The 17,548-nt window shown below is 66.4% G+C and carries 16 protein-coding genes; 5 read left to right on the top strand and 11 right to left on the bottom strand.

Annotated elements, in window-relative coordinates; translation table 11 throughout:
* Positions 1-74: 74 nt before the first annotated feature.
* From BM297_RS03730 to BM297_RS03755, 6 genes are all read right to left on the bottom strand, one after another.
* Complete coding sequence (locus BM297_RS03730; RefSeq protein WP_092428411.1) at positions 75-914, bottom strand: alpha/beta fold hydrolase; 840 nt, start codon at positions 912-914, stop codon at positions 75-77.
* 221 nt (positions 915-1,135) lie between these two features.
* Positions 1,136-2,032 carry a Rossmann-fold NAD(P)-binding domain-containing protein gene (locus BM297_RS03735; protein ID WP_092428413.1) on the bottom strand — a complete coding sequence of 299 codons (897 nt, stop codon included), beginning with the start codon at positions 2,030-2,032 and terminating at the stop codon, positions 1,136-1,138.
* A 153-nt stretch (positions 2,033-2,185) separates the two neighbouring features.
* Positions 2,186-4,492 carry an LTA synthase family protein gene (locus tag BM297_RS03740; protein ID WP_175526590.1) on the bottom strand — a complete coding sequence of 769 codons (2,307 nt, stop codon included), beginning with the start codon at positions 4,490-4,492 and terminating at the stop codon, positions 2,186-2,188.
* Between the two features lie 131 nt (positions 4,493-4,623).
* Complete coding sequence (locus BM297_RS03745; protein ID WP_175526591.1) at positions 4,624-6,591, bottom strand: DNA topoisomerase III; 1,968 nt, start codon at positions 6,589-6,591, stop codon at positions 4,624-4,626.
* Between the two features lie 178 nt (positions 6,592-6,769).
* Positions 6,770-7,939 (bottom strand): glycerophosphodiester phosphodiesterase, encoded by a 1,170-nt coding sequence (locus BM297_RS03750; RefSeq protein ID WP_175526592.1) that lies wholly within the window; start codon positions 7,937-7,939, stop codon positions 6,770-6,772.
* Between the two features lie 77 nt (positions 7,940-8,016).
* Positions 8,017-8,895: a PhzF family phenazine biosynthesis protein gene (locus BM297_RS03755; protein WP_092428419.1), complete on the bottom strand. Its 879-nt coding sequence runs from the start codon at positions 8,893-8,895 to the stop codon at positions 8,017-8,019.
* A 322-nt stretch (positions 8,896-9,217) separates the two neighbouring features.
* Here BM297_RS03755 and BM297_RS03760 point away from each other — a divergent pair, with 322 nt between their 5' ends.
* Positions 9,218-9,601 carry a DUF3775 domain-containing protein gene (locus tag BM297_RS03760; RefSeq protein WP_092428421.1) on the top strand — a complete coding sequence of 128 codons (384 nt, stop codon included), beginning with the start codon at positions 9,218-9,220 and terminating at the stop codon, positions 9,599-9,601.
* A 113-nt stretch (positions 9,602-9,714) separates the two neighbouring features.
* Here BM297_RS03760 and BM297_RS03765 read toward each other — a convergent pair whose 3' ends face one another.
* From BM297_RS03765 to flgA, 5 genes are all read right to left on the bottom strand, one after another.
* The gene (locus BM297_RS03765) at positions 9,715-11,049 is read right to left on the bottom strand and encodes a sensor domain-containing diguanylate cyclase (protein WP_092428423.1); all 1,335 of its coding nucleotides are present in this window, start codon (positions 11,047-11,049) and stop codon (positions 9,715-9,717) included.
* A 218-nt stretch (positions 11,050-11,267) separates the two neighbouring features.
* Entirely contained in the window at positions 11,268-12,917 is a 1,650-nt protein-coding gene (locus BM297_RS03770; protein WP_092428425.1) for a methyl-accepting chemotaxis protein, read from the bottom strand.
* Between the two features lie 116 nt (positions 12,918-13,033).
* Positions 13,034-13,486 carry a flagella synthesis protein FlgN gene (locus BM297_RS03775; protein ID WP_092428427.1) on the bottom strand — a complete coding sequence of 151 codons (453 nt, stop codon included), beginning with the start codon at positions 13,484-13,486 and terminating at the stop codon, positions 13,034-13,036.
* Positions 13,487-13,507: 21 nt separating this feature from the next.
* A complete protein-coding gene (flgM, locus tag BM297_RS03780) occupies positions 13,508-13,789 on the bottom strand; it encodes a flagellar biosynthesis anti-sigma factor FlgM (protein ID WP_092428429.1) in 282 nt (93 codons plus the stop codon).
* Positions 13,790-13,907: 118 nt separating this feature from the next.
* Positions 13,908-14,492 carry a flagellar basal body P-ring formation chaperone FlgA gene (gene flgA / locus BM297_RS03785; protein WP_175526593.1) on the bottom strand — a complete coding sequence of 195 codons (585 nt, stop codon included), beginning with the start codon at positions 14,490-14,492 and terminating at the stop codon, positions 13,908-13,910.
* Positions 14,493-14,777: 285 nt separating this feature from the next.
* Here flgA and flgB point away from each other — a divergent pair, with 285 nt between their 5' ends.
* From flgB to flgE, 4 genes are all read left to right on the top strand, one after another.
* A complete protein-coding gene (flgB, locus tag BM297_RS03790) occupies positions 14,778-15,194 on the top strand; it encodes a flagellar basal body rod protein FlgB (protein WP_092428433.1) in 417 nt (138 codons plus the stop codon).
* A 6-nt stretch (positions 15,195-15,200) separates the two neighbouring features.
* Positions 15,201-15,608, top strand: coding sequence for a flagellar basal body rod protein FlgC (gene flgC / locus BM297_RS03795; RefSeq protein ID WP_092428435.1), 408 nt, complete (start codon positions 15,201-15,203; stop codon positions 15,606-15,608).
* 11 nt (positions 15,609-15,619) lie between these two features.
* Entirely contained in the window at positions 15,620-16,294 is a 675-nt protein-coding gene (gene flgD / locus BM297_RS03800; protein ID WP_092428437.1) for a flagellar hook assembly protein FlgD, read from the top strand.
* Between the two features lie 65 nt (positions 16,295-16,359).
* A complete protein-coding gene (flgE, locus tag BM297_RS03805) occupies positions 16,360-17,547 on the top strand; it encodes a flagellar hook protein FlgE (protein ID WP_092428439.1) in 1,188 nt (395 codons plus the stop codon).
* Position 17,548: the final 1 nt, after the last annotated feature.

Below are 17,548 nucleotides of genomic sequence, written 5' to 3' on the forward strand. Positions count from 1 at the left end.
CCGGCCGGGAAGGCGGATGGGTCGAGCAAACTGCTGCTGTTCACATCCCCTCCTGGGCGTATCCGGGCGGTCCCCTAGCAACGCAATTCGGAGCCTTCAGCGTTGCCCACGGCGTGCTGGCTGGCGAGGAAGTGGCTGACCGCATCGAGAATCCTCTCGGGGACTTCGCGGTGGGGAAAGTGACGACACTCCTCCAGAATCAGGGATTGGCTGTCGGCGCTGCTCAGCCTGGCCAGGCGCTCGGGGTGAAGCAGCGATCCGTACTCGTCTTGTTTGCCGTGAATCACCAGGTGCGGACAGGCGAGGGAGGGGGCATGGCTTTCGAGCGTCCAGTCGGCGAACGAGTCGGATAGCCAGGTATCCGTCCAGGCCGAGAGCACCCAGTGCGCCTGATCGCCATGATATTTCTGCAGCCGCTCGATCTGCCCCGGCTTGCCGAACTCCGCCTTGGCGTAGCGGATCCCGTGCAGCGTGCGCTCCTCCACGAACGCCAGGGCGGACAGGGTGATCAGGGCCTGGCAGCGTTGTGGATACCGCGCTGCGCAGGTGGCCGCCATGATGCCGCCGACACTGTGCCCGAAGGCCACGAAGTGCTCGAGCTCCAGGTCCGCCAGCAGCACCGGGAAGACGCGCTCGGCTTCATCGCGAATGAAGTGGTTCGACCAATCGCCGGGATGCGGGTCCGAGCGCCCGAAGCCGAAGCGGTCGTAGGCGATGACTTCGCGCCCCGTTGCCACGGCAAGCTGCTCCGGAAAATCCCGCCACAGCTCCACGCAGCCCAGAGAGTCGTGAAACAGCACGATGGGCGCGTGGCTCGCCGCCTGGTGTGCGCCAATCGGTCTCCAGCGGCGGACGAACATCCGCCCGGTGGGCGTCGCGATCCACAGATCCTGTTGGGTTACGGCAAGCTGCATCGGATTCCTCGCTTTCAGGTGGCCGGTTGGCTGCCGGCAAACAGGGGCAGGGTCACGCCGGTCTGGATGTTATGCAGTTTACGTAAAGGTAATTGTGATTGGCTAGTGCGCACGGCTGGAGGCGGCGACAGAGCCGGGCATTCTGCTGGGGCGCGTCCTGCGGCCGGCATCGCGAGCTCTGCGTGGCCCGGTTTCCCGCCCAGGATGGATCGGGTGGTGTGTCAGAACCACGCCTGTTCTGCGGCCGCGCTCTGCTCGCCCCACAGCAGCCGCGGTGGGATATCGAACAGCGAATGGGCGCCATGCGGCAACAGCGGCAGCGCCCGCGCGGCGGCCAGCATCATGCGTGCCGCCAGCTCCGCCTCGTTGAAGCGCGCCTCCAGCAGCAGGGCGGCATGGCCGGCGTCGCCGGCGGCCGCGTGGCGCTCCAGCGATACCCCGCGGTTGGTTTCCTCCAGCGCGGCGAGGTTCTCCACCGGGAACACCAGCGTCTCCTCGTCCAGAAACAGTGGATCACCGCGGATGGCGTCCTCCACCGCCGTCGCATCGGTTCCGTCTTCCAGCTCGACGTAAACGTAGCGCTGGATGGTGCCTTGCGGGGTTTTCAGCTCGGTCGCCAGCGCCTTGCGCACCCCCGCGACGCCTTGCGCGGCCAGCGTGTGGTGCAGGCTGGTGCCGGTATGCAGGCTGCTCTGGGTATGCCCGTGGGGGATCAGCAGGGTGAACTGGCTGCGCAGCAGCGAGAGGATGCCCGGATCGCCGCCCGCGCCAACGATGGCGGTTGCCTTGTAGAGGTGCGCCAGCCGCTGCATCTCCGCGTGGTGGGCGACAAAGGCCTCGCCGTGCAGGCGCGCGCATTCGACGATCGGCGTGCGTCTTTGCAGAATCTCCTGCGCGGTGCCCCGGATCATGTCCGGGGGCACGCAAAGCAGCGTCGCATCGACTTCCTTGAGTTCGCTGACATGGCTGACGACCGGGATGTCTTTCAGCCAGTCGACCGGGGCCGGGTTGCGCCGCACCACGCCGGCCAGCGCCAGACTCGAATCGGCCAGCAGCGCCTCGGCGCACTTGCGGCCAAGCTTGCCCAGGCCGATCACTGCGATCTGTCGTTTTTTCATGTCATCTTGCCTGCGGGGGAGGGCGGGCTGCTGGCTGGCGCACAAGGCAGCAGTGGCCGGTGTCCAAGGTTTCCCATTGAGGTTAGATCAGGCCTCGACGACCCTCCCGCCAACGCAGCCAATGACCCGGCAGGGGAACCCTGAAAAAGCCACTCACGTCGCTCCCGCGAGGGCGGGAGGCCGGGGGCTGCGGGCCTTGCGGATTCCCGCCTTCGCGGGAATGACGGTTTTTTCAGCGGTTCCCTCGCTCGACAGGGACGTCTCGGCTTCCTGAGGTTGGCGCTCATTGATGGCCTCCTGCGGCTCCGCCGACTCGGTGATCACAGTGAAATCGCTCACCTCGATGGTGCCCCGTCCGTAGCCGAGCAGGTGAAAGGAGAACGCCTTGCGTGACTCGATGTTATGGAGGGTGAAGTCCATCTGCAGCGGCTTTTCGGGGGTGACCAGCATTCTGGCCGGGATGTTCAGCGGCACGTCCCGCTCGAACTCCTTGGCCTTGAGCAGGATGTAGGCTTTCTGCTTGGGACCAGTCGAGCGCACGGTCAGGCGCACGTGGGTCAGTGAGCCCTTGGGCAGTTCCAGGTACTGGGCGCCGATCAGGTTGTCCGTCCAGTCATCCCTGATCTGCGCCTTGAGCCGGATGATGGCCGGGCTGCCGAACTGGTAGAGCTGGTTGAGCGAGCTGCGCAGCAACGAGTGATCGAGCGCAGTTGCCCGCGCCGCCACCTGGCGTGCGCGCCGGCCGCCATATTGGCCGAGAAGTGCCGCACGCTCGGCGATGAAGCCTTCACTGGCGTAGTACCGGCAGCGCTGCTGGAAGTCGCACTCGGTGAGGGTGCCCCGGCCATCGTGATGGCGCAGCATGCCGTTGGTGTACGACATGATTTCCCGGCCCTGCGGATAGTCGCGGAACAGCGAACGCCCGCTCAGGGCCTCGGGTGCCGGGAAGCCGAAATAGTCGAGTACCGATGCGCTCAGATCGACGTGTCCGTAGACGCCGGATTTGATCTTGGGCAACTGCTTCTGCTCGGGGGCCAGCACCAGGTTGAAGCCCCAGGCCGAGGCGAGGCGCACGCCGTCGATGCCGTGGGACTCGTCCGAGGTGATGATGACCAGAGTGTCCTTCAGCACGCCGCGGCGCTCCAGTTCGGTCAGGAAATGCCCCAGCGCATCGTCCAGATAGCTCACTGCGGCCTGCTTGGGCGTCGCGTGGCGCTGCAGGTACTCCGCCGGCGCGGAGTAGGGCTGGTGGGTGCCGACTGTCAGCAGGGTGAGCATCCAGGGCTGCTTCTTGCGGCGCAGCTGGTCGACGTAATCCAGCGCACCCTCGAAGAAGGACCTGTCGTCCTTGCCCCACGGGAAATCCACGTAGGCAGGCCTCTTGAACCATTCCACGCCCCGGGTGGCGTCGAAGCCGATGTGCGGCATGATCCGGTCCTTGGCCATGAACCTGAGGCCTGCGCCCTGCAGGTAGTGCGTGGCGAACCCGCGGCTGCGCAACTGGGCGGGCAGGCAGGCCCGGTTGCGCTGGCTCTGGGTCAGAATCTCGATGCCCTTGGGCGTGCCGTTGTCGAGCTTGTCGTAGTCGCCGCAGAGCATCGCGTACAGGCCGCGGATGGTCTGGTGGCTGTGCAGCACGTAGTCCGGCGTGTTCATGCCGCGCTCGGCCCAGGCGCTCAGGTTGGGCATCAGGTTTTCACGGTAGCTGCTGTTCAGGGCTTCACGGTTTACGCCGATGTAGGCGCCCGGAATGCCTTCGAGGGCGACGATCAGTACGTTGCGCGAGCGCCCCGGGGCTTGCAGCAGCTTTTGTCCGTTCAGGTCGAGCTGGGTAAGCCCCGCCATCTGCACAGGGATATCCACGCTATCGCCCTCCAGCCACTCCAGGAGGCGCAGCTGTGCATTGCCAACGCCCGCCGCCAGCCATTGGTGCGGGAGGTTGAACAGCTGCCACTGGTCCGCCGCGCTGGGCCTCAGCTGCTGCATGCCGCCGTGTGCCAGCAGCAGCGATAGCGGTATCAACCAGGTATGGCGATGCAGGCGTGGCGATGGTTGCGAGCGGCCCGTCCATTGGCTGGCCAGCCAGATGGCCAGTCCGCTGAGCAGGGCGGCGGCAACCCACGGGTGGGCAAGGCTGCCGGCGGTGGAGCTTTCCATGAACTGCGGATCGCGAAGGTACTGCAGGTCTGCCGTGTCTGGCAGTCGGCCTACAGCGCTGACCAGCTCGACGGCCGCCACCGTCAGCAGGGCCCACGCCACCAGCACTGGCAAGGCCAGCCACCAGGGGCGGCGGTACAGCAGCATGATCGCCAGGCTGGCAATGCAGAGATCCGACAGATAGCCGAGAGGGTCGGGCCAGCCCAGGGCAAGGCGGATGCACAATGGAACGGCGAGCACCAGACCGGTCAGGCTGACGAGGGGGGCGTGCGGATGTTGCAGGCAGCGCGGGATGATGTTCACGAGGAAACCGTCACGCCATCAGATGTTCATGAAACCATGCTAGCTGGTATCGCCCATCTTTTTGGGCAACGTCGGCCCCGGAAAGTTCGTGTGCCTAATCCGCGGACATGGTCGCAGCAGACGGAGTGTCTCTAGATCCGCTCCGACCCTGAGGGGGTGGTGCGCTTGGCCGTCTTGCCCCCAGCCTTTCGCGGGCCGCTCTTGCGCGGGGCGTCCTTACGCTTGCCCTTCCAGGCCGGCTTGCCCGTGGTGCCGGCCGGCGCGCCGCTGATGGTCAGGCGCAGGCTGGCGCAGCGCTCGACCAGCTTGCTCATCCATGCCGACTGCTTGGCGACGAACTCCTCCAGCGGCATCTCGCCGCTCTGCACCATGTCCAGCGCCTGCTCCCATATCGCCGTGGTGCCGGGGTCGGCGATCGGCCGCGGCACGGCGTCGATCAGGCTGAACGCCGCCGGAGTCGCCGCCAGCGCCTTGCCCTGCTTGGTCAGGTAGCCGCGGTCGAGCAGGCCCTGGATGATCCCGGCGCGGGTCGCCTCGGTGCCGATGCCGGTGGTGTCCTTGAGCTTCTGTTTGAGGCGCGGGTCGTCGACCAGCTTGGCGACGTTCTTCATCGCCTTGATCAGGTCGCCCTCGGTGAACGGCTTGGGCGGCTGGGTCCACAGGTCCTTGAGCGTTACCCCATCAACCACGCAGTCCTGGCCCTCGCGCAGCGCCGGCAACGCCTGCGGCTCGACTGCCTCGCGGCCCCGAGCCGGGGTCAGCGCCTCCGGCAGCGCGCGCCGCCAGCCGGGCTCGACGATGCGCTTGCCCACCGCGCGCAGGGCGTGGCCGGCGCAGTCGAAGTCGGCCTGGGTGCGGTCGTATTCGTGGTTGGGCAGGAACTGCGCGAGGTAGCGCGCGCGGATCAGGGTGTAGACGGCGCGCTGCTTGCCGACCAGGCGGTCGAGTTCCTTGGCGGCGGCGGTGGGGATGATGCCGTGGTGGGCACTGACCTTGGCGTCGTTCCAGGCCCGCGAGCGACGCTGCGCATCGACGTATTTCAGCAGCTCGGCCAGCGCCGGATCGGCGCGCCCCAGCGCGGCGAGGATCGCCGGCGCCTCGCCGTGCTGGCTGAGCGGCAGGTAGCCGCAATCGCTGCGCGGGTAAGTGATCACCTTGTGCGTCTCGTACAACGCCTGGGCGATGTCGAGGGTTTCCTGGGCGCCGAGGCCGAGCTTCTTCGAGCAGACTTCCTGCAGGGTGCCCAGATCGAACGGCAGCGGCGCCGCCTCGCGCATGCGCTCGGTCTGCAATTTGACCAGCCGGGCGCTGGCGGTGCGGCGCATGGCCTCGGCGGCTTCGCGCGCCAGTTCCGGCTTGAGGCAGCGACCCTGCTCGTCGCAGGCGTCCTCGGGGGCGCGCCACTGGGCGGCGAAGGGTACGCCATCAGCGAGCAGCTGCACGTCGATGGCCCAGAACGGCACCGGCACGAAGTCGGCAATGCTGCGGTCGCGGTCCACCACCAGGCGCAGGGTCGGCGTCTGCACGCGGCCCACCGGCAGCACGCCTTGGTAGCCGGCCTGGCGGCCGAGCAGGGTGAACAGCCGGCTCATGTTCATGCCGATCAGCCAGTCGGCGCGCGAGCGGCCCAGCGCGGCGTGGTAGAGATTGAAGGTTTCGGCGCCCGGCTTGAGCGCCGCCAGCGCCTTGCGGATCGACGCATCGTCCAGCGCCGACAGCCACAGGCGCTGGATCGGCCCGCGATAACGGCAGTGCTCCACCAGCTCGCGGGCGATCATCTCGCCCTCGCGGTCGGCGTCGGTGGCGATGACCAGCTCTCTGCATTCGCCGAGCAGGCGCTTGACCGCCTTGAACTGGCTGGCGGTCTTCGGCTTGACCAGCATCTTCCAGCGCTCGGGGACGATGGGCAGGTCCTTGAGGTCCCAGCGCTTGTAGCGGGCGTCGTAGGCATCCGGTGGCGCGGTTTCCAGCAGGTGGCCGATGCACCATGTCACCGTCACGTCCGTGCCCAGCCAGCAGCCGTCGCCGCGGCGGCTGGCGGCGAGCACCTTGGCGATGTCCTTGGCCTGGGAGGGTTTTTCGCAGAGGAAGAGCCGCATGGTTGCCATCAGTCGTTGTCGCGATGGCGCAAAGCATGTGCAGAAATGGGCGTTCAGGCAACCGTTATCTGTATGAATGTACAGATAACGGTTGCCGGTTCAGGCCGCCCGGCGATGCCTCTTCAAGCGCCTGGGCTGGCTGTAGCGGCGGCGAGGTCTGGGGTTTCCTGAGGCCTCATCACTGGTCGCGCGCCGCCTTGGCGTGGTCGGCAAACTCGCTGAACACACCGTCCACTCCCAACTGGTAGAACAGCCGGTATTCGGCCAGGGGATCGCCCTGGAAGTCGGACGCCAGGCGTTTGGCTTCGCTGCGGAAGGTGTAGGGGTGCACGAACAGGCCGGCGGCGTGGGCGTTGCTGACCACGTCGGTGGGCGCCAGCATCTCCCGGTCGCGCTCGTCGAACTGGCCGTCGCTGTTGAGGTCGTCCGGCTGGCCGTCCCGGTCGTCATCCAGCAGCCGTGAGGGAATCAGGTAGGGCTTCCATGGACCGATGCCGTCGGCGTAGGTCGCTATTTCCTTGAGTCCCTCCGGGGTCAGCAGGCTGGCGAAGGTGCGCGGATCGCCAACCACGGCAAAGTCGTAGGGCTTGTCGAAGGGCGCGGCCAGCTGGATGCGGCCATCGGCATCGATGTCGCTGGCGTCGACCAGCTGGACCAGGCGCAGCTGGGTCTTGCCGCGCAGGTACTTGAGGTTGGCCACCTCGAACGACTGCAGGATCACCGGCGAATCCCGGCGCGTGTAGCCGTAGCGGGCCAGGGTGTCGAGCAGGCGATCCTCGAGCTTGAGCCCAAGGCCGGTGTGATAGGTGGGATGCTTGGTCTCCACATATACGCCGATGCTGCGCCCGACGCGTGCCCCCTCGCTTTTGGCCAGGTCAAGCACCTCCTCGAAGGTGGGAATCGGGAACCGGCCGTTGTAGGACTGATCGCGGTCGGGGAACGGCTGGATGGCGCGCAGGGTCTTGAGTTCGGCGAGGGTGAAGTCGGTGACGAACCAGCCTTCCTCCGCGACGCCATCGACCGTCCGCCGAGTCTTGCGGCTGGCGAACTCGGGGCGATCTTTCACGTCGGTGGTGGCGGTGATGTTCGGCTCATGGCGCGCGACCAGCACACCGTCCCTGGTGGCCACCAGGTCGGGCTCGATGAAGTCGGCGCCCAGCTCGATGGCTTTGCGGTAGCCCTCCAGCGTGTGATCCGGCAGGTAGCCGGCGGCGCCGCGGTGGCCGATCACCAAGGGCTTGGCGCCATCCAGCGTGGGGTATTTCACCCCCGCGCCACCGGCGCAGGCGCTCAGCAGCAGCGTGGAGCCCAGGGCCAGCATCAGCGCACTTGCAGCGGGTTGGGGCATGACTCACCTCGGCAGTGGTTGCAGCGTCACTCCAAGGCTAGCGCTCTGCCACCAGTCTGCCGGGATGTTGCGCCGATTCAGTACGCCATCTGCCCGTCGATGCAGGTCACTGCCATGCCGCCGACCCGGATGCGCGCGTCGTCGATGGCGATGCGCAGCAGCCCGGCTCGACCGATGGCGGCGCCCTGCGCGGCGAGGTACTGGCTGCCGAAGTGCGCGGTCTGCCCGCTGTCGCGGATGAAGGCGGCGACGCAGCCGTTGCCGCTGCCGCACACCGGGTCCTCGTCGATGCCGCAGGCCGGGGCGAAGGAGCGCACCTCGATGCCTGCCGGCTGGCCGGCGGGGTAGGCGCCGAAGATGGTCACACCGGTTTCCTGCGGCTCCTGCTCGATCAGCTTCATGCGCGCCATGTCCGGCTGGCAGGCCAGCACCGCCGCGGCGCTGTCCAGCTGGGCGACGATCCAGCGCGCGCCGACGTCGATCAGCCGCGGCCGGGCTTCGCGGGACACGGCGCAGCCGAGGATGGCTTCCAGCTCGTCGACCTCGGCGTCGTCCAGCGCGGTGATCGCCGGCTGCGGCAGGTCGAAGGTGATCCAGCGTTCGCCGTCGCCATCCCGGCTCACCTCCAGCTGCACCAGCCCTGCCGCGCACTCCTGCACCAGCCGGCCGTCGCGCGGGACGATCAGCCCGGCCTCCAGCAGCGCATGAGCGGTGCCGATGGTCGGGTGGCCGGCGAACGGCAGCTCGGAGGCAGGGGTGAAGATCCGCACCCGGTAGTCGGCCGCGGCGCTGGTCGCCGGCAGCACGAAGGTGGTTTCAGACAGGTTGGTCCAGTGGGCGATCTGCTGCATCTGCGTGCTGCTCAGGCCCTCGGCCTGCAGCACCACGGCAACCGGATTGCCCTTGAACGGGGTCTTGGTGAACACGTCGACTTGCTTGAAGGGAACGGTGAGCATCGCGATCTCTCTGGCGGATTGGATTCTGGCACTCAGCCTAGGCGGCCGGAATTGATGGGTACAGGTACACGGAATCAATAAATCAATGGGCACAATTTGGGCTGATCCGTCGCCCGAGCTGCCAGGCGGTGCGGGACCGGCAGATCGCCGAAATTGTGCCGGTCGAAGGCGCCGAACAGCCGGGTGGGCGTGCCTGGTGCTGCGTCATGGAGCATGGGCTGTGTCCCGGTGGCTGTCGCTCATCTGCTCATCAAGCCCCAGTCAGGCAAGTTGCGCAATCCGGCCCATACTTGAAAGCTGACCTGCCAAGAGGAGCACGAGAATGATCAGCGTCAGTTCGGAAACAATTTCCCGGCTCATGGCATTAGCTCGCACCTTCCACGCCAAGGAAGGGGTCGTTATCCCCCAGGAGCCCAACAGCCCGAGCGACGACTGGGCGCTGCAGGCGCTGGCCGATCATGAGGATGACGAGTATTACAGCGAGTTCGAGTCGATCATCGACGACCTGGAGCCGGACCAGCAGCAGGAGGTGGTCGCGCTGATGTGGCTGGGCCGCGGCGATGGGACGCTGGAGGAGTGGGACGAGTTGCTCAAGCAGGCCGGCGAGCAGTGGAACACGCGCACCGCCGACTACCTGATCGCTCACCCGTTTCTGGCGGAATATTTGAGGGAAGGGCTGGATTTGCAGGGGTATGAGGGCGATTGAACCTTGCACGTCAGCTTGTGCAGTGGCCGGAGTCGTCCAGCCGCAGCTGTGTTGGTGCATGGGGCTTTTGATCTTGCCCAAGCCCTGGGGAAAGCGGCTGGCTCCTGGTGCCGCTAGGCACAGCACACCAGGTTACGGCCCTCCTTCTTTGCCCGGTAGAGGGCCTTGTCCGCGCGGTTGATCAGGCCGGCCAGGGTTTCGTTGTCCTGTATCTGGGCCACGCCGATGGACAGGGTGATCCGGCCTACTTCCGGCTGCTGTGCCCTCTCCACGCTGCTGCGGATGCATTCTGCCTGTTTCTGCGCAGCCGACAGCTCGCAGTAGGGCAGCACGATCAGGAATTCCTCGCCGCCCCAGCGTGCCACGCTGTCGGTGGCGCGGACGCTGGAACGCAGCAGGCCGGAGATATTCTTGAGCACGGCATCGCCCGCCGGGTGCCCCCAGGTATCGTTGATGGCCTTGAAATGGTCGACGTCGGCCAGCAGCACGCAGAAGGACCGGCAACCCTCATGGCTCGCCAGGTAGGCCTTCTCGAGTTCCAGCTCGCCCGAGCGTCTGTTCAGCAGCCCGGTCAGACCGTCGAGCATGGCCTGCTTGCGCAGCTCCTGTTCGACCCGGATCCGGGTGGTCAGGTCCTTGACGATGCTGACGAAGTGGGTCACCACGCCATGGCGGTCATGCACGGGGGTGATGGTCTCTTCGCAGTGGATGAGGTGGCCGTCCTTGTGTCGATTGGCCAGCGTGGCGCGAAAGGTCTGGCCGGAGCGCAGGCTGTGCCACAGGCGCTGGTAGAAGGGCTGCCCCTGTTCGCCCGACTTGAGGATGGTCGGGGTGCTGCCCAGGGCCTCGGCGCTGCTGTAGCCGGTGACCAGCTCGAAGCCATGGTTGGCGTACTCGATCACGCCTTCCGGGCTGGTGATGAAGATCGCATCCTGCGCCACGTTGAGTGCGTTGGCGAGCAGTTGCGCCGAGTGTTGGGCGGCGATCAGGTCGCCGATGTCCTGTTGTGTCGAGACGAAATGGGTGATGGCGCCGGCCTCGTTGCGTACCGGCGAGATGTTCCATTCGACCGTGTAGGGAGAACCATCCTTGCGGTAGTTGATGGTCGAGCCTTGGAAGTGGCGACCATCGTGCAGACATGCGCTCATCTCCTTGAGCACCTTCGGGCTGGTCAGCGGCCCCTGCAACAGGCGTGGTGTCCTGCCGATCAACTCCTCGGCGTGGTAGCCCGTCATGCGGCAGAACGCCGGATTGGCATACAGGATCCGTGGCCCGTGTGGGCCGGGCTCGGCATCGGTCAGCAATACGGCATTGAATGACTGCTCGATCGCCAGCCGAAACAGCGGAGACAGTGCAGCGCTGTCGGGGTTTGTCGTGGCGGTGGAGTGCCTGTCGTCGAGCGCCTGTGCAGCGGCTTCTACTGGCAGGAGGCTGGCCGGGGTGTTCATGCGTGTCGATTACCGTTGGGAGCCAGATGCTGAACTCGATACGGGCGGTGCGCTCGTTCTCCTGGCGGGGTGAGAACGAGCGGGGTGCGCGCCGGTGTCACTGAGTTCTTGCTGTTGCTCCCCTTATCGGCGCTGGGGCGGATAACTTGAAGTGCGAATGCGGCGCGCTGTACCTGTCCCGGCTGGGCGCACGACTGCGCAGGCGGGCCGGCGGAGGCTCAGCAGGTCGCCCACAGCGCGGCGCCGGCTGGCTGGGCGGTGTCGCGGGTGGTGGTGTACTGCTGTTCGAGCGCTGGCCAGGCCTCGTGCGGGGTGGTGTCGGTGGTCTTGAAGGTGGCGACCAGCTCCTTCATCCGTCCAGCCTGGTTTTCCAGGGCGGCGACGGCGGCGCGGGACTGTTCGACCAGGGTGGCGTTCTGCTGGGTGGTGCTGTCCAGCTGGTTGATCGCGCTATTGATCTGGCCGATGCCGGCGCTTTGCTCGCGGGTGGCGCTGGCGATCTCCTGCATCAGCGTGGAGAGCTGGCCGATCGAGGCCACGGTTTCGCGGATGGTCTGGCCGCTGTGTTCGGCCTGGCGCACGCCGTGGTTGATTTTGCTGCCGGTTTCCTCGATGAGGGTGCGTATCTCGTTGGCCGAGGCGGCGCTGCGGCTGGCCAGCATGCGTACCTCTGCGGCAACCACGGCAAAGCCGCGGCCCTGATCGCCGGCGCGGGCCGCCTCGACCGAGGCGTTGAGGGCGAGGATGTTGGTCTGGAAGGCGATCGAGTCGATGACGGTGATGATGTCGTTGATCTTCTGCGAGCTGGCGGCAATTTCCTGCATCAGCTGGATGCTCTGCTCGACGTCCCGGCCGCCGCTCTCGGCGGTGCGCGCCGCGGCGGCGGCCAGGCGATTGGCCTGCTCGGTGGACTCGCTGTTCTGCTGCACCAGGGCGGTGATCTGCTCCATGCTGGAGGCCGTCTGCTGCAGGGCGGCAACCTGCTCGTCGGTGCGCGCGGACAGCTCCTGGCTGCCGAGGAAGACCTCGTGGGCGCCGGTGAATACCTGCTCGCTGCTGTCGTGCAGCGAACTCACCAGGGCAGACAGTTTCTGGTTGGTTTCGCTCATGGCCTCGAGCAGCAGGCCCGTTTCGTCGTGGGGATTGCCGAAGATGGCCTGGGTCAGATCGCCATCGGCGACGCGGCGGGTCGCTACCAGTGCGCTGTGCAGCGGAACCGCAATGCTGCGGGTGATGCGCACCGCCATGATTGCGGCAATCAGCAGGGCCAGGGCGGAGAATGCCAGCAGGCCGATCAGGGCGTTGCGGTGTTGTCGGGCGATCTGTTCGCCCGCGTTGGCCATCCGCTGGAGGGATGCCTGGTCGATGCTTGCCGCCAGTTGGTCCAGCTGTTGGATCTCGTCATTGAATTGGCCGAAAACCATGTCGGCAATCGACGGGTCGCTGATCTCGCCGGCGTCGATGCGCACGAATACCGTGCTGAAGCCGTTCTTGTAGGCGTCGAGCAAGGTGGCAGATTGCAGGTACAGCCCGCGCAGTTCGGCATCGGGTGCCAGCGCGGCGCCCGCGTCGAGCGTGTCTTGCAGCGCCTGTTGGCTGACATCCCAGTGCTGCTTGTGGGTCCGTACGGCTTGCGGATTGTTGACGTTGAGGAAGATGTTCTTCTCGGCACGGCGTCCCTCGAGGGACAGGCGGCGCACTTCGGCGGCATTGTGCGAGAGGTTGACGTCAACCTGGAGGATTTGGTCGGCGGTCCGTTTCTGTACGGCGAGACCCTGCAGTCCAACGCCCGTGGCGGCAGCGAGCAGCAGTGCAATGGAGCCAAAGGCAACGCCCAGGCGGGCACCAATTTTCAGGCGGGATAGCATTCGGAGGTCCACAAGCGATCAAGTGATGGCGTCTTGATATCATGTGGTTGTTGCGGTTTGGTGACGGCGCCGGGCCGGCAGAGGCTCTGCAATGGGCTACTAGCGGATTTCTGCGCTCAGGCCCGCGAGTCGATACTGGCCAGGCTGCCCCGGCGGGCCTGGCCGTCACTGCCGTAGAGACCTTGTCCGGCCGCTTCGTGGAGAAAGTTCAGCATGCGCTGGTTGTGTTCCAGGCGGGTGCGAACACTCTCGCCGTTCAAGCGGTTGAGCATCTGGGCGCGGCTGGCCTGTTCGAGCAGTTGCTGCCAGGTTGCCAGGCAGCCGGCCTCGGCGGCTGCGCGTTCGGCCCCCATGCGGTCATCGCCGTAGCCGAGCCGGCTCTGCGCGTACTGGCGCTGGCTTTCCATCTGCGCGATGTCGCCCAGCAGGGCCTGCTTGCGCGCCGCCAGCTCGCTCAGCTGCGAGCCGTCGACCTTGCCTGCGGCGAGCAGCCGGGCTTCGTCTTCGAGCAGCAGAATGAACTGCGCCACGCAGGTGGATTGGCGGGCAAGGTGTTTGGCCAGGCTCATGCGGGCTCCGAGGCGGATGGATCAGTCTTGACCGAGTTGTTCGCGCACGCTGGCGATCAGGCCGTCGGCGATACGCTCGGCGTTGATCTGCAGGCGCCCCTCGAGGATCGCCTGGCGAATTTCGGCCACACGCGTCGAGTCCACGTCCTGGCTCGCATTCCTGCTGGCGGCGGCGTTCAGGTGACTGACCGTCGATGACGATTCGGTCTGGGGTTTGGCCTGGCTGCGCTGGGGTCTGGCGCTGGCCTCTTTGCCTTCCGCCGCTGCCGGACGGGCGGGCGGATGAGAGCTGTCGATTTTCACGGGATATCTCCCTTGCGTGGGTTCTGACTTCACTATCGGCCGCTGGCGGGCTGACTTGAGTCAATCGAGAAGCAGAAACGTGCGTCCGTTCGCAGATTATGCACGCCACTGCCGGCGACTAGAAATCGACGCTCAACAGGTTCCGACCGCTGACCCGGGCGCGGAGGATCTCGCCGCCCTCGCTGCGGATGCGAATCTCCTCGCCGAGTCCGCCATTGTCGAGGGCGGTGCCATCGCGGCTGGCGACGAAGCTGCCGGCGCGGGCCTCGACCCTGACCCGTGCCCCACGCGCGACCAGTGGCACGCTGCGCAGGGCGTTGCCGGGCAGCGGGCTGCCCATCGGCAGGGCCCGGCTGAGTTCGCTGCCGATCGCCTGCTCGGTAGCGAGAACGGCATTACGCGGCAGGCGACCGAGGTCGCCGTGGCGCAGCTCCAGCATCTCGGCGCTCAGCACCTCGCCGGCGGCCAGGGCGCGGCGGGTCACCGGATAGTCGGCGCTGATCGTCACCGTGGCCTGCAGGTAGCGGCTCCCGGCGCCCTCGCAGCGCACGCCTACCGCCACCCGTCCGGGTACGCGCAGTTTCGGGTGCGGCAGGAAGGGCTGCGGATCCGCGCAGGGCGGTAGCTGGGCGCTAGCTGGGTGGACCGCCACGTCGACCTGGCGGCCGGGGCCGGCGGCTTCACGGCTCAGCAGTTCGCGCACGCGGGCTTCCACAAGCTCCGCCTCGGCGGCCTGAGCGACAGGGGGGAGCGCCAGCAGGGCGATCAGGCTTGTCAGCAGGCAGCGCGGGGGGCGAAGCACTGCGCGGCGGTGACACGGCATGGCGATGGCTCGGGGGATGTGCAGAGCAGAAATTCTAGGCCGGCCGGCTCACCGGCAAGGCTGAAATTGGCCGGTAAATACCGGCCTGTTCAGGCCTTTGCGTTGGCGGGGTGCCCCCTATTCTGTGCGCTGAATCACTTTCCCTTGTGCGCGGAGGTCGCCCGCATGATCGACAAGCTTGACGGTGCGTTGCGTATCCACCAGCTGGCGCTGGGGCTGCGTGCCGAGCGCCAGCAGGTGCTGGCCAACAACATTGCCAATGCCGACACGCCAAACTTCAAGGCGCGCGATTTCGATTTTGCCGCCGAACTGAGCAAGGCTGCCCAGGGTGGGCAACTGGCCGCCGGCAGTCACGGGCTGCGGACCACCGATGCGCGGCACCTTAATGCGCGGTTGGACAGCCTGGGCGCCGAGCGCGAGATGCTCTACCGCATCCCCGGTCAGCTGAGCATGGACGGCAATACGGTGGACATGGATCGCGAGCGCGGCGAATTCGCCGACAACGCGGTGCGCTACCAGACCAGCCTGACGCTGATGAACAGTCGTATCCAGGGGCTCAAGTCGGCCCTGCAGCCCGAGTAATCCGTCATGTCGATGTTCAACATCTTCAATATTTCCAGCTCCGCGCTGAGCGCGCAGTCGCAGCGCATGAACGTCACCGCCAGCAACCTGGCCAACGCCGACAGCGTGACCGGGCCGGATGGCCAGGCCTACCGCGCCAAGCAGGTCATCTTCGAGGCCCAGGGCGGCGACAGCCAGGGTGTTGGCGGCGTGCGCGTGGCACGGGTGATCGAGGACCCGGCGCCGATGCGTCTGGAGTACCGCCCCGGTCATCCGCTGGCGGACGAGCGCGGCTATGTGAGCATGCCCAACGTCGAGCCGGTCAACGAGATGGTCAACATGATCTCGGCCTCGCGCTCCTACCAGGCCAACGTCGAGGTGATGAGCACCAGCAAGCAGCTGATGCTCAAGACCCTGACCCTGGGCGACGGCTGAGGAGCACTGCCATGAGTAGCACTATCGACAGTTCGGTCATCAGCTCGATCAACGGCGGCGCCTCGGCGGCCGCCAGCGAGAAGCAGAAGGCCGAAGACCTGCGTTCCAACTTCATGACCCTGCTGGTCACCCAGTTGCAGAACCAGGATCCGCTCAAGCCGATGGAAAACGCCGAGATGACCTCGCAGCTGGCGCAGGTCAACACCCTCAGCGGCATCGAGGAGCTGAACCAGACGCTGCGCGGCATCACCGGGCAGATCGATGCCGGCCAGGCTTTGCAGGCGGCATCGCTGATCGGTCGTGGCGTGCTGGTGCCCGGCGACCGGGTGCTGGTCGGCAGTGGCGAAACCACCTCGTTCGGCATCGAGCTGGCAGCGCCGGCCGACGAGGTCCAGGTCACCATCATGGACGGCAGCGGTCAGGCCGTGCGCCAGTTCAACCTCGGTGCGCTGGCGGCGGGGGTCGAGTCGTTCGTCTGGGATGGCACCCTCAATGACGGCAGCGCTGCACCGGACGGCGCCTACCGCGTGAGCGTGCAGGCGACCACGGAGGGGCGCGCGCAATCACACACCCTGCTCACCTATGCCCAGGTCGGTGGCGTCAGCAGTGGCAGCGGCGGGCCGCTGCTGGATCTGGGCGCCACCCTGGGTCGGGTCGGCCTGCAGGACGTTCGGCAGATCCTTTAACCAGTTTTTTCATGCGGATTCGCGTGGCAGGCTCAAGGCCGCTGCGCCAGGGGAGTGAAGTCAATATGGGCTTTTCGCAGGCACTCAGCGGTCTCAACGCGGCCTCCAAGAACCTCGATGTGATGGGCAACAACATCGCCAATGCGCAGACCGTGGGCTACAAGAGCGCGAGCATGCAGTTCGCCGATGTGTATGCCGGCGCCAAGGTCGGTCTGGGCGTCAGCGTGGCTGCGATCCAGCAGAACTTCAAGGATGGCAACCTGGAGGCGACCGGGCGCAATCTGGACCTGGCCATCAGCGGGGGAGGGTTCCTGCGCTTTGACCAAGGTGAACAGATCATCTACGCGCGTAATGGCCAGCTGACCATGACTCCGGATGGCTTTCTGGAAAACGCCCAGGGTGGTCGGCTGACCGGCTATCCGGGAGCGGCCGGCAGCGGCGGCCAGCTGCAGCAGCTGAATGTTTCGGCGGCCGGCCTGCCGGCCAAGGCCACCGGCGAGGTCAAGGCCACCATGAACCTCAATGCCGGCATGGCGACTCTGGACCCGGCGGCGTTCGATCCGCTCAAGCCGGCCACCTACTCCTACGCCAACGGCGCCACCGTGTTCGACTCCCAGGGTACGGCGCAGACGCTGACCCTGTATTTCATCAAGACGGGCGTCAATACGTGGGAGGTCAAGGCGGGGCGCTCCACGCCTGAAGGGCAGCAGTTTTCCGAGACGGATATTCCGCTGGCTTTCGACAGTAACGGCCTGCTGGTCGCTGGCTACGAGCCTGGGAATGTCACCTTTGCGCTGGACAATGGTGCCAACAACCTCGACTTCAAGCTGAACCTCACCGGCAGCACCCAGTTCGCCAACGAGTTCGAGCTGGGCAGCCTGACTCAGGATGGCTACACCTCCGGCAGTCTGACGGGGATTTCCGTCGACAAGAAGGGCCAAGTCATCGGCAACTACTCCAACGAGCGGACCCTGGTGCTGGGCACCATCGCCATGGCCAACTTCCGCAACCCCGAGGGCCTGACCCCGGTGGGGGGCGGCTGGGTCGAAACTGCCGACTCCGGGCAGGTGCTGATCGGCGAGGCGGGCACCGGTCTGTTTGGCAGCGTCGAAGCGGGCGTGATCGAGACCTCCAACGTCGATCTGACCAAGGAGCTGGTCAACCTGATCATCGCCCAGCGCAACTTCCAGGCCAACGCGCAGACCATCAAGCTGCAGGACGAAGTGCTGCAGCAGGCCGTGAACCTGCGCTGAG

The sequence above is a fragment of the Geopseudomonas sagittaria genome (genome assembly GCF_900115715.1).
In the GTDB taxonomy this organism is placed as follows: Bacteria; Pseudomonadota; Gammaproteobacteria; order Pseudomonadales; family Pseudomonadaceae; genus Geopseudomonas; species Geopseudomonas sagittaria.

Coding starts and splice junctions, on each gene's coding strand:
- BM297_RS03750 (WP_175526592.1), bottom strand. CDS start 7,939: ATGCCCCAACCCGCTGCAAGTGCGCTGATGCTGGCCCTGGGCTCCACG.
- flgE (WP_092428439.1), top strand. CDS start 16,360: ATGGGCTTTTCGCAGGCACTCAGCGGTCTCAACGCGGCCTCCAAGAAC.
- BM297_RS03730 (WP_092428411.1), bottom strand. CDS start 914: ATGCAGCTTGCCGTAACCCAACAGGATCTGTGGATCGCGACGCCCACC.
- BM297_RS03755 (WP_092428419.1), bottom strand. CDS start 8,895: ATGCTCACCGTTCCCTTCAAGCAAGTCGACGTGTTCACCAAGACCCCG.
- BM297_RS03775 (WP_092428427.1), bottom strand. CDS start 13,486: ATGAGCCTGGCCAAACACCTTGCCCGCCAATCCACCTGCGTGGCGCAG.
- flgC (WP_092428435.1), top strand. CDS start 15,201: ATGTCGATGTTCAACATCTTCAATATTTCCAGCTCCGCGCTGAGCGCG.
- BM297_RS03760 (WP_092428421.1), top strand. CDS start 9,218: ATGATCAGCGTCAGTTCGGAAACAATTTCCCGGCTCATGGCATTAGCT.
- BM297_RS03745 (WP_175526591.1), bottom strand. CDS start 6,591: ATGCGGCTCTTCCTCTGCGAAAAACCCTCCCAGGCCAAGGACATCGCC.
- BM297_RS03770 (WP_092428425.1), bottom strand. CDS start 12,917: ATGCTATCCCGCCTGAAAATTGGTGCCCGCCTGGGCGTTGCCTTTGGC.
- BM297_RS03765 (WP_092428423.1), bottom strand. CDS start 11,049: ATGAACACCCCGGCCAGCCTCCTGCCAGTAGAAGCCGCTGCACAGGCG.
- BM297_RS03735 (WP_092428413.1), bottom strand. CDS start 2,032: ATGAAAAAACGACAGATCGCAGTGATCGGCCTGGGCAAGCTTGGCCGC.
- flgD (WP_092428437.1), top strand. CDS start 15,620: ATGAGTAGCACTATCGACAGTTCGGTCATCAGCTCGATCAACGGCGGC.
- flgB (WP_092428433.1), top strand. CDS start 14,778: ATGATCGACAAGCTTGACGGTGCGTTGCGTATCCACCAGCTGGCGCTG.